Here is a 10,956-nt window from a genome sequence, read left to right on the forward strand (position 1 = left end):
TTTCACCGCCGGCACATCGAGTCGATTCTAAAGTAGTCTGCCGCGTCCTGTGGTTGACGTTTGCCCGTTGAAAGTTTGTCCGGCCATCGGGCGTGCGTTACGTTAGCGGGCGACTTTTCCTTGGGCGGGACCGGCACCTCATACCAGAGGGGGCGGCTTGACCTTGAACTACTTTCACAGGAGCACGTCGATGGCCAATCTACGCATCGTTTCCCTTGCCTGTCTCTGCGTCGCCGGCACGTTGGGCGCGCGCGTCGCGGTGGCGCAGACCGTTGCACCGACGACGATGCCCAGCGGACTGCCCGCGACGTTGGTGAGCTTTAGCGGCGAGGACGTGCTCGCCGAGGAGGCGTTCCTGGCCATTGGGAAGCAGGCGGGCGTGCGCTTTGCCACGCAGCCGAACAACCTGTGGGACAGCGAGGACCTGACCATTCCGATGTCGGTCGACCTGAAGGACCGCCCGTTCTGGTCGGCGGTTCGCGCGCTCTGCGCCGACGCCGACGTGCAACCGAATCAGAACTACGGGGGCGGCGGGCCGAACGCGGCCCGCCGGGTGACGCTCACGCAGCAGAACATGATGGGCCACAACAACCGTACCGCGGTGAAACCGTGGACCGAACTGCCGACGTTCGAGGTCGACGGCTTCCTCGTGCAGGCGATCGCCTTCAATCGGCAGCAGTCGATCAACTACCAGGTCCCCGAGCAGGGCCACAACATGTGCAGCGTGCAGCTGACGGCCTACGTCGACCCCGCCATTCGCGTGGCGTCGTTCAACGGGGCCGCGCGGGTCGAGGAGGCCATCGACGACAACGGCAACTCGATGGTCATCGACGACAAGTCGCGCAACGTGCAGTACGGCTCGAACAACCAGCGCGGGCTGACCTACCAGGTGCACGTGCCGCTGAAGTACCCCACCGCCAACCCCGGCAAGAAGATCGCCAAGCTGCGCTGCACGCTCATCCTGCGCGGCGGCGATAAGATGGACACCCTGGCCGTCGACAAGCCCCTGGAGGCCGCGAAGGTCTCCAAGGCGTTTGGCGACATGACCATCACGTTCCACGAATTGAAGAAAATGCCGTCCGCCGAGGGCCAGCCTGCCCAGTACCAGCTGCGCATCGGCATCAGCCGCGACGACGAACGCGGCGGTGCCGACACGCACAACCTGTTGCAGAGCGCGCAGCTCGTCGACGACAAGGGCGTGGCGCTCAGTTTCCACGGGGGTGGCGGTGGCGGCAACAACGTCTACACCTTCAACTACTCTGCGCGCAACAACGAGGACGGCCAGCCGACCGGTGAACCCGTCCGCTGGAGCATCGAGCTGCCCAGCGACGCCCGCGTCATGCGCATCCCCGTCGAGTTCAAGGACCTGCCGATGCCGTGAGCGCATCGGGCGCCCGCGAGATTATACATCATCCGTAGTATTGCAGGGGCGGGAGAAGCCTTCACCCACGAATGGGCACGAAGGGACACGAATAGAAGGCGAAGGCGCAGTCTTCATTCGTGCTGCTTCGTGCCCATTCGTGGGCCGTCGGCCGCTTAAGTCGCCGCGGGCGTGGCGGTGATCGCGCGAGTTAGCTCCCCTGCCACCTTTTCGACAGCGTCGGTCAGCGTGCCTTCGAACTTCACCCCTGCCGCCCGGGCGTGGCCGCCGCCGCCGAATTGTTGGGCGAAGGCGGCGACGTCGATGCCGCCCTTGCTGCGCAAGCTGCCGCGGATGGGGCCGTCGACGAGCGGCTCGGCGAGCATCAGGCTGACCTCCACCGTGGCGACGCTGAGGGGGATGTTGATCAAACCGTCCGTGTCGTTGTTGGTGGCGCCGGCGTCTAAATAGTCCTGCTTCGTCAGCGTCATCACGGCCAGCTTGCCGCCGGCGAGCAGTTGCAGGGATTGCAGGGCCTTGGTCTGCATGGCGAGGCGCTGGGGGCGGTCGTTCTGGTAGAGGGCCTGGTAGATGCGGTCGGTGTCGACGCCGATCTCCATCAGCTCGGCGGCGAGGCGCAGCGTTGCGGGCCGCGTGTTGCTGTACTGGAACCAGCCGGTGTCGGCGGTCATGCCCACGTAGAGCGCGTTGGCGATCTGCGAATCGAACGGAACTCCCCACTGCTTCAACAGCATCGCGACCACCTCGGCGGCGCTGCTGGCCTTCTTATCCACCAGGTGATGTGTGGCCCAGTCTTCCTGCGTGAGGTGGTGGTCGATGACGAGCTTGGGCTTGGTGAAGTTGGCCAGGCGTTCCTGCATGCCGGGCAACTGCGACCAGGTGCCGGTATCGACGACGGCCAGCGCATCGAAGCGGTCGAAATCGAACGCGGTCGGCCAGCCGCGGTCCATGTCGTAGGAGATGACACCGGGGTCTTTATGCACGAACGCGTACTTGGGCGGCAGGGCGCTGAGCAGCAGGACTTCGGATGCGATGCCCTTGGCGCGCAGGCCGAGGGATAGCGCCGCGGTGGAGCCGAGCGCGTCGCCGTCGGGGCGAACGTGGGTGGTGATGAGGACGTTCTTACAGGTGGTGAGGATGTCGATTAGGGGTTGGGCGTCGGTCATGCTGAGTGTTCTAACGGAAAAGCGGTTGGCCCACGAATGGGCACGAAGGGACACGAATGGGGAAGCGCCGGGCGATCGCCTTTGCCGTGGCATGGGCGTCTCGCCCATGCTCGTGATGAGGCCGGATAATTGTGTTTGTGCCTGTTGCTCGGGCGAAGCGGTTCCTCACTAAACGGCATCGTTATTCCAACCCACACGCATGGGCGAGACGCCCATGCCACGGCCGGAGGCGATCCAGCCATCACATCAGACGGCCAGCTGCGCGATCTGCCGCGATGGCGTGTCGTTCACCCGCCTTGGCACCTCGGCGATGTCGCGGGCGAGTTGGGCCTTCAGGGCATCAACGCCGTTGAACTTCGTTTGGTCGCGGAGCCAGTCGACGATCTCGAGGTCGATCGTGCGGTCGTACAAATCGCCGGTGAAGCCGATCAAATGGCCTTCGATTTGCCGGCCGGTGCCGTCGAACGTGGGGAGAGTGCCGATGCTGAGGGCGACGGGATAGGTTGTGCCGTCGATCGTGCAGCGGCCGGCGTACACACCGTCCAGCGGGATCATCTGACCGTCGCACTGCAGGTTCGCCGTCGGCACGCCGATAGTTCGGCCGCGCTGGAAGCCTTTCACCACGTTGCCACGTAAGACGTACGGGCGGCCGAGCAAAATCGCGGCGTCGCGCGCCCGGCCGTGGCCGATCAGCCAGCGGACCAGTGTGCTGTTGACGGCGACCACGCTCATGTCCAGCAGCACGGCCTCCTCGACATCGACGATCTCAAGCTGAATGCCGTCACGGGCTGCCCACTCGCGCAAACGGTCGATCGTGCCGGTGCGGCCCTTGCCGAAGGTGAACGATTCGCCTTCCAGCAGCGCGGTGATGCCGATGTCGTCGCGTAAGATCGACCAGAACCCTTCGGCCGTCGTGTTCAGCACGTCGGGCGTGGGCGGCAGGATGATCAGCTCATCCACCCCCTGCGCCGCAAGCAAATCGGCCTTCATTGCTGGCGAGGTGAGGCGTGGTGGAGCGGCGGCGGGATTGAGGACCGTCAGCGGGTGCGGTTCGAAGGTCGCCAGCGCCAGGGGCACGCCGGCGCTCGTGGCGATCGCGCGGGCGGCGCGGATGAGCCGCGCGTGGCCGCGATGGACGCCGTCGAAGTTGCCGACGGACAGCACCGCCCGCGCCGCGGTTGCCTTCAGTCCGTCTAATCCGTGCCGCACCTGCATACGCGTTGAGGATAACCGCTGCGGCCGGCGATCGGAACGGCGCGGCGAACAAGCTAGGCACTGCCTGACGGATCACATCGGACTGGCCGAAACCCAAAGTGTCATCCCGAATGGAGCGGTAGCGACCTGAGGAATCCCGAACAGCCAGCGTCGCTCGGCAATGGGAGATCCCTCGGGTCGCTAATGCTAGGGTCGGAATGACAACCTTCTCACTGCGCGCGATCTGTCGAAGCAGTGCTCAGCGCGTCATTCGCCGTCAAAGAAGCCGGCATCGTCCGGGCTCTCGTAGCTCGCGCCGGGCGGCAACGGCTTGAGATGCGCCCACACGCCCAGCACGATCACCAGCGCCACCGCCGTCGCCGCGACCGGCCACTTCTCGAAGATGCGCCGCCGGCCCAGCGGCATCGGCAGGCCGCGCGTGCGCTGGCCCAGCGCGTCCATGATGAACGCTATGGCCCACAGCATCACGACCGCGATCGGCAGGTAGATGAGGTTCCACGTCATCGGCATGGGCCAGCGGTGGGCGAGCGGCACGAGCAGGCCGACGACGAACACGTGCGCCACGTACATCGCCAGACTGCGCCGTCCCAACCGCGCGATGAACTCCGCGACGGCGGTGCCACCGATGAACCGCCAGAGCACATCGGTGACAGTGATGATCGCGACGATGAAGGCCACGTACCGCAGCGCTTCACCGCCGGACAGCGGCACCTTCATAAACCACAACCAGCCCGGCTTGGGCATGCCGAAGTGCCACCCGAAAGCAAAAACCGAAAGGCACAGCGCGGCCCCCGTCGCACCGCTCGCGATCGCGACTTTGGCGGCGGGCCGCAGCGCGTCGTACCGGGGAAACGCGGCCCCCGCGAGCAGGCCGGCGACGAAGATCGCCTGCCACAGCACGACGAAGAACGTCTGCTGGATCGGGATCAGTTCGATGAAGTAATGCTGCTGGCCCCACAAAAACAGCGCCACGCTGCCGACCGCCACCGCAACGCCCCACCCGCGCCGGATGGCTTCCAGCAGCACGGGCGACAGCGCGATCATCACCACGTAGAACGGCAGCAGATCGTACCCGTCGCGCAGCAGCACGATGTCGCGCATTAACACCCACACCGGTGGCAGCGGGTCGTCGCGCACGATCGCAAACACCATGAAGCCCAGCGTGGCGGTGTAATGGACGCACAGAATGTAGAACGCCCGCGCGAGCAGCGATCGGTACGCGCCGCCGCGCTGGGCGACGTCGCTCGCTTTCGGCAGGAAGATCCGTCCCACCCCCATGCCGGCGACGAAGATGAACCCGCCCGCCGCGAAGCGCAGGTACTCGCCGACGATCGCGTGCGGGTAATGGCCGATCTGCAGCCCCTGCACGAGCAGGTGAACAACGACCATGTCGACCAAGCACAGGCCGCGCCAGAAATCCAGCCGCGCATCGCGCGGCTTGCGCGGTGGCGGCACGGTGCGGGGCGACGTTGGGTGCGGAATGTCGGTCAACGGATGATGCTCGCGGGTCGCGAAGGAAACTACCGGCTGTACGAGATTTGGACAACCCGCGCGATTCGCTGCCCGCCCGCACATTGCAAGTAGACGCGACCGCAGACCGCGCCTACAACTGCGTTATCCAAGGAGCAACCTCATGAAGAAACTGACCCTCACCGCACTGGCGATCCTCTTGTCTCCCATCACCACCCTGGCCGCCATCCGGACCGAAACCGTCGAGTACAAGCACGGCGACCAGACGCTGAAGGGCTTCGTCGCCTACGACGACGCCGTCACCGGCAAGCGGCCCGGCGTACTGGTTGCGCCCGAATGGTGGGGTCTAACCGATTACCCGAAGAAGCGCGCCCAACAGCTGGCCGAGCTGGGGTACGTGGCGTTCGTGGCCGACTACTACGGCGACGGCAAGACGACCGACGACCCGAAGGAAGCCGGCGAAATGGCTGGCCCCGTGAAAAACGACCCCGAAAAGCTCCGCGCGCTCGGCAACGCCGCGCTGGACCAACTGAAGGCCCGCCCGGAGGTGGACCCCAGCAAGCTGGCCGCCATCGGTTACTGCTTCGGTGGCTCGGCCGTGCTGGAACTGGCCCGCGACGGGTCCGACCTGAAGGGCGTCGTCAGCTTCCACGGCGGGCTCTCCACCACCGCCCCGGCCGGCCCCGGCGACGTGAAGACGATCGTGCTGGTCGCCCACGGCATCGACGACCCGATGGTCTCCATCGAGGAGGTGGCCGCGTTCCACAACGAGATGAAGCAGGCCAACGCCACCTACGAGATCCACGCCTACAGCGGCGCCGTCCACGCCTTCACCAACCCCGACGCCGACGCCAAGAACATCCCCGGCATCAAGTACAACGCCCGCGCCGACGAACGCTCGTGGGACGCCATGCGGACGTTCTTCGCGGACCTGTTCAAGTAACCCGCAAACATCAGCCCAAACAAAAATTGCGCAGATTGGTTGCTCGCAAATCTGCGCAATCTTTGTTTTCGATCGCTTCGAACGAATCGCTGTTACGACTGCGGCGCCGGCAGTTCCGCGATGAAGTCGGCCAGTTCCTTGCCGGTCGGGCTGTGGGCGGTGCGGACGTAGTAGCCGCTGGTGGCGACGCCGGTGCAGAGGCATTCGACCAGGTCCAGGCCGATCACCTGACCGAGCGCGAAGCCGGCGTTGAAGTGGTCGCCGGCGCCGGTGCTGATCTTCGGTTGCTGCACGAACGGGCCCATGAACGTCGCCGACTCGGTCGCCGTCGCGGCGGCGGCGCCGCGACGCGGGTGGACGACGACGCAGCCGATGTTCATCTTCGCGCGGATCGCCTTGGCCGTCTCCTCGATCGCGGCCTCGGGGTCCTTCGGCACCGGCAGGTGCAGCACTTCCAGAATCTCGACCGATTCCTTCAGGTTCAGGCCCAGAATCACGTTGGCGCTGGCTTGGAACTTCGTCAGTTCTTCAAGCGCGGCCCGGATGTCGTCGTGCGTGCGCTTCTCGGGGTCGGCCAGGTCGACGAAGAACGTCCGCTGCGCCTTGGGCGCCTTGGAGAACACCTCGGTGCGAAGTTTCTCCCACACCTGGCTCAGGAACGGCAGCATCGTCCAGTTGACGAAGCCAACCAGCTTCGATTCGTTGACCAGCTGCTGCAGCTTCTCGGCGCCCACGCGGCTGACGATGGTCTCCCACGTCACGTCGTTCATGCAGGTGTACTTGCCGAGCATCAGCTTGCCGTCGGCGAACTCCAGCGCGTCGGTGTGGCCGGCGTCGCCAATCGTGATGCACTTGGCGTTGGCGGCGAAGTCGGCGAAGACGGGGTGGATCTGCGGGTAGCCCAGCGCGCCGATGTAGGTCACGCTCAGCCCGAAGCTGGCCAGCGCGTTGGCCATGATCGGCCCGTTGCCGCCGAGCTTCATCTGCTTCACGACCAGCTCGTAGTTGGCGCTCTGACCGGCCGCCTCGGCGATCTTGGCGCCGAAGTTGGCGATGGTCGGCACGGCGTCGTACTTGTCGAGCGACGAACGCTTGTCGACGACGGCGATGATCTCGTCGACGAACCCGTCGAGCCCGATCGTCGCCTTCGTCGACGGCAAACTCGGAATGGCGGCGTTGAGCTTCTTGCTGGCACTGTCGGTGATCTGCTGGCGGGTGAGCGGCATGGTGCTAATCGATCCTTTCGGTGTTTCGAATGATTTTCGAGCGGCCTATGTGAGAGTTTCGGTCGTCGATTGTCAAATCACCTGCCAGACGACGCTGGCCGCCCCCTCTTCTGTAGGACAGGCATTCCTGCCTGTCTCTCCCCCCGCTCTCCCCCGTATTCTGTGCCATGGGCGTTCTTGCCTGTGTTTCTTCTGTCCTTGCCTTTGGTGGGACGGACATTCTTGTCTGTCTCTTTTGCGCCCTCCTCTTGCGCACCAGAAGCGAACGCGAAGGTCGCGAAGGGCAGACGCGAAGGACCGCGAATAAAACGGCGAGCGTCGCGGCGGCGGTCTGGGTAAGGCAAAAATGCGAAATCGTGCACCATTTTGCACCATTGTGCACCATCGGGTGGTTGAGCCAGTCGCCGGTGAGGTCCACCGCGTCAAGGATTCAGTTGTCAAAGAGCACGCTATCCATCTCTACGCCCGCGCTGCGCGGTAGACGTCGTATTAGCGCAACGCTCTTCGTTTTCCTTCGCGTCCTCCTTCGCGACTTCGCGTCTCTTCCTTCCTGACAAGCGAAAGAGAGACAGACAAGAATGTCCGTCCCACCAGGAGAAAAGACAGAAGAGACACAGGCAAGAATGACTGTGCCACAGAAGAGAGGCAGTAAGGAATACGGGGGGAGACGAAGACGGGGGGAGAGACAGGCAGGAATGCCTGTCCTACAGAAGAGGAACGGCGGGCTACCGGGCGGCGTCGGCGCGGTCGCGGGTCTTTAGCAGCAACTCGGCGGTGCGGAGGGACTCGGTCGTGGAGAAGTATTCGTTGCCGCCCGTCAGCGCGGCGGCCAGCATCTCCGGGCCGGCGCCGGTGGAGGTCGCGGTGTCGGTGATGTCCGTCGACGCGGCGTCGGTCGTCGTCAGCCAGCAGCGGCCGCCGATGATCTCCACCACCCCGTGGTCGCCGACGATGCGCAACCGATCGTCCCCGTGCGACGCGGCGGCGGCCGGGCGCAGGAAGTCGGCGTGCACCATCGCGCTGCCCCCGCCGGGCAGCGCGAACGCCGCGGTCGCGACGTCCTCGGCGGTGCCCCACTTGCTGCCGCGCGTCACGTTGGCCTGGTGGGCGTAGACGCAGGTGGGTTCCCCGCCGGTCACGAAGCGCAGCGCGTCGATCGAGTGCGACGCGATCCAGAGCAGCGTCGACCCGTAATGCTCGCGCTGCGCGTACCACGCCGGGCGGGTGCCCCAGCGGTAGCTCTTCTGGCCGGTGATAAGCGCCACGCGCCCCACCCGACCATCGCGCACGGCCAGGCGGGCGGCGCGAAACTCAGGACGGGCACGGAAATCGAACTCGGTGATCAGCGTGCGGGATGGGTCGGCGATGCACAGTTCCGCGATGCGCTCGAACGCCGTCCACGAAGCGGCGGCCGGTTTGTCGGTAACGATCGGCACGTTGAACGGCAGGCAGGCGACGATCGCGTCGGCCATGTGACCGTAGACGACGCCAATGCTGACGACGTCGGGCTTGAACGCCGTCATCATCGCGGGCACGTCGGTGTACAAATCGGGCGAGGGTTCCAGTGTTGCCGAGAAGGCTTCCGATGCCTTGGGGTCGTGCGGGTCGGCGACGAACGCCAGTTGATGTTCACCGAGCGGCGTCCGCCGAAGGTAGTGATGGCCCGACCCACCGATGAACGCGATGCGCATAAGGTTGTGTCCTGTTCACGAACGGTGCAGTCGATCGGGCGATGGCGATCCGTTGGATGACGCCCTACATAGCCACCGGCTTGCCGGTGGCTATGTAGGGCGCACCTTGCCGTAGCGTTCGGGTGCCACGGTTTGGTACTCCAAGCCGTGTCTCGGGCGTGCGGCAGGCACGGCTTGGAGTACCAAACCGTGGCACCCAGAGGGCACTCGCTACGCGAAAGTGTCCCCTGCTCTATGTAGTCCATACCACGCCAGAGGCATCTCTCTCGATGCCCAAACTTGGGCATTCACATACTTGACGCACGCCCGCGGTCCGGTCCCCTCTCCCGCCTGCGCCGGGGGAGGGCTAGGGTGGGGGTCCGTGATCGCGGACGCATTCAAAGTCGCCAAGAAGGCCCCCACCCTAGCCCTCCCCCGCGAGTACGCGGGAGAGGGGACCGGACGAGTGCGTCAAGTATGTTATTGCCCAAACTTGCCTACGGCACGATCGCGCCACCGCGCGACCCGCCGGACGGTCGGGGCGTGCTGCGGGGCGTGGGACGCGGGGCGACCGGTTGCGGGTTGGCGTCCGCCGGCCGGCCGGGCACTTCCGTTACGCCTTGGTTTTCCGTCGGCAACGGTGGTTGTTCACCACTGGGCCGGCGGACGGGTTCGGACACGCTGGGCACCGGCGCTTGCGCCGGTGGCACGGGTCCGACGTTGGTGCCGTCCAGGTTTGCGCCACCCACACCGTCACCCGGCAGCGGCGCCGTGGGGGCCGACGGGTCCCCCTCGTACGGGTAGGCTGGCTGCACGGTGAAGCTGGCGGGCGTGATCTCGCCGTTCCACGTGTAGGACTCGAACGGCGGCTTGTAGAAGTACGTGATCGGCAGCGCGACGATGTTGGCCAGGAACAGCACCGGCTCGACCGCGTTGCGTTCGTACTGCCCCGCCTGCGCCCGTGGCGCCAGTGGGAAGCGCGTGCTGCCCGCGACGACGGAACCGTTCGGGTAGTACAGCGTGCTCTTTTCCCAATCGCGCAGCTGGGTCGCCTGATCCACCGGCAACGGCCGCTGCTCCTCCATCAACACCACCGGCTGCGTGCGCGGCGGCAGCACCTTCTGGCAGCCACCGGCCATCGCTCCACCGGCAACCAGCGCCAGGGTGAGTTGCCGTAGCGTCGTCGTGCGAATTACCTGATTACGGGTTGAAAACATGATCCAGATCCTTCCGAATGCCCTGCCCATCCATGTGGTCGAGGTCGCCACCACTGATATCGGTCCGGTCGAAGCTTGGCGAATAGCCGAACGGGTCGCGCAACGCATCGTCGGTGCGGTCGGCCAGCTTCGCGGGCCGCGTGGTGGGCTGGTCGTCCGACTTGCCACCACACCCGCAGGCCAACATCACCAGCACGCAGCCCGCAATGGCCGCGACGCGCCGATTCGCATGACGAATTATTCCGATGACGTTCCGCACGCGCACCTCTCCGTCCGGCCACCCTCTGCCGAGGCGTAAGGCCACGGTCGATGGTACTGTGACCGCGGATGCGGCACAAACGGGGGCTGGCGGGGGAAACGAGATTTTGTGGGGTGGGTGGACGTGCTGTTTCTGGGTCTTCATCTCGAAATGCGGCGCGCCAAGATTGCCAAGAGGAGGGATAGCAGGTCGCCGGGCTCGTCCAGCCCAGGTGAGGGCGACTTCGTTCTACTGTAATCGTCAGCCAATCAAAATCACCCTCACCTAACTGTACAGTCCCATGGTATGATGGCACACGACCGCTGGCCATCAACAAGCAGGAACTATGGGACAACTACTCCACGGCTGCGCCACCACGACTGAGGCGGTTCGTCGAGCGATCCAGCAGAGTCAAGCGAGCGTGAGAGCG

9 protein-coding genes are annotated in these 10,956 nt (G+C 65.3%); 2 read left to right on the forward strand and 7 right to left on the reverse strand.

The features are described from left to right. The first annotated feature begins 190 nt into the window (after nt 1–190). Nucleotides 191–1,381: a hypothetical protein gene (locus VGN72_22375; GenBank protein HEV7302100.1), complete on the forward strand. Its 1,191-nt coding sequence runs from the start codon at nt 191–193 to the stop codon at nt 1,379–1,381. Between the two features lie 155 nt (nt 1,382–1,536). Here the strand turns inward: VGN72_22375 and VGN72_22380 are convergent, their stop codons facing one another. From VGN72_22380 to opgC, 3 genes are all read right to left on the reverse strand, one after another. After that, the gene (locus VGN72_22380) at nt 1,537–2,547 is read right to left on the reverse strand and encodes a bifunctional oligoribonuclease/PAP phosphatase NrnA (GenBank protein HEV7302101.1); all 1,011 of its coding nucleotides are present in this window, start codon (nt 2,545–2,547) and stop codon (nt 1,537–1,539) included. A gap of 246 nt (nt 2,548–2,793) precedes the next feature. Beyond that, on the reverse strand, nt 2,794–3,762 hold the full coding sequence (ribF, locus tag VGN72_22385; protein ID HEV7302102.1) for a riboflavin biosynthesis protein RibF: 969 nt from the start codon (nt 3,760–3,762) through the stop codon (nt 2,794–2,796). A 246-nt stretch (nt 3,763–4,008) separates the two neighbouring features. Further along, nucleotides 4,009–5,253 carry an OpgC domain-containing protein gene (opgC, locus tag VGN72_22390; protein ID HEV7302103.1) on the reverse strand — a complete coding sequence of 415 codons (1,245 nt, stop codon included), beginning with the start codon at nt 5,251–5,253 and terminating at the stop codon, nt 4,009–4,011. Nucleotides 5,254–5,395: 142 nt separating this feature from the next. Between opgC and VGN72_22395 the strand changes: the two genes are divergently transcribed. Beyond that, the gene (locus VGN72_22395) at nt 5,396–6,175 is read left to right on the forward strand and encodes a dienelactone hydrolase family protein (GenBank protein ID HEV7302104.1); all 780 of its coding nucleotides are present in this window, start codon (nt 5,396–5,398) and stop codon (nt 6,173–6,175) included. 92 nt (nt 6,176–6,267) lie between these two features. Here VGN72_22395 and VGN72_22400 read toward each other — a convergent pair whose 3' ends face one another. The 4 genes from VGN72_22400 to VGN72_22415 form a co-directional block, all read right to left on the reverse strand. Then, nucleotides 6,268–7,401, reverse strand: coding sequence for a PfkB family carbohydrate kinase (locus tag VGN72_22400; GenBank protein ID HEV7302105.1), 1,134 nt, complete (start codon nt 7,399–7,401; stop codon nt 6,268–6,270). Nucleotides 7,402–8,126: 725 nt separating this feature from the next. After that, nucleotides 8,127–9,092, reverse strand: a complete 966-nt coding sequence (locus tag VGN72_22405; protein ID HEV7302106.1) for a Gfo/Idh/MocA family oxidoreductase — start codon at nt 9,090–9,092, stop codon at nt 8,127–8,129. A gap of 476 nt (nt 9,093–9,568) precedes the next feature. Continuing rightward, nucleotides 9,569–10,288, reverse strand: coding sequence for a hypothetical protein (locus tag VGN72_22410; protein HEV7302107.1), 720 nt, complete (start codon nt 10,286–10,288; stop codon nt 9,569–9,571). Continuing rightward, a complete protein-coding gene (locus tag VGN72_22415) occupies nt 10,272–10,547 on the reverse strand; it encodes a hypothetical protein (protein ID HEV7302108.1) in 276 nt (91 codons plus the stop codon). Before VGN72_22415 ends, VGN72_22410 begins: the two co-directional genes overlap by 17 nt. Nucleotides 10,548–10,956 lie beyond the last annotated feature (409 nt).

The sequence above is a fragment of the Tepidisphaeraceae bacterium genome (genome assembly GCA_035998445.1).
Taxonomy (GTDB): Bacteria; Planctomycetota; Phycisphaerae; order Tepidisphaerales; family Tepidisphaeraceae; genus DASYHQ01.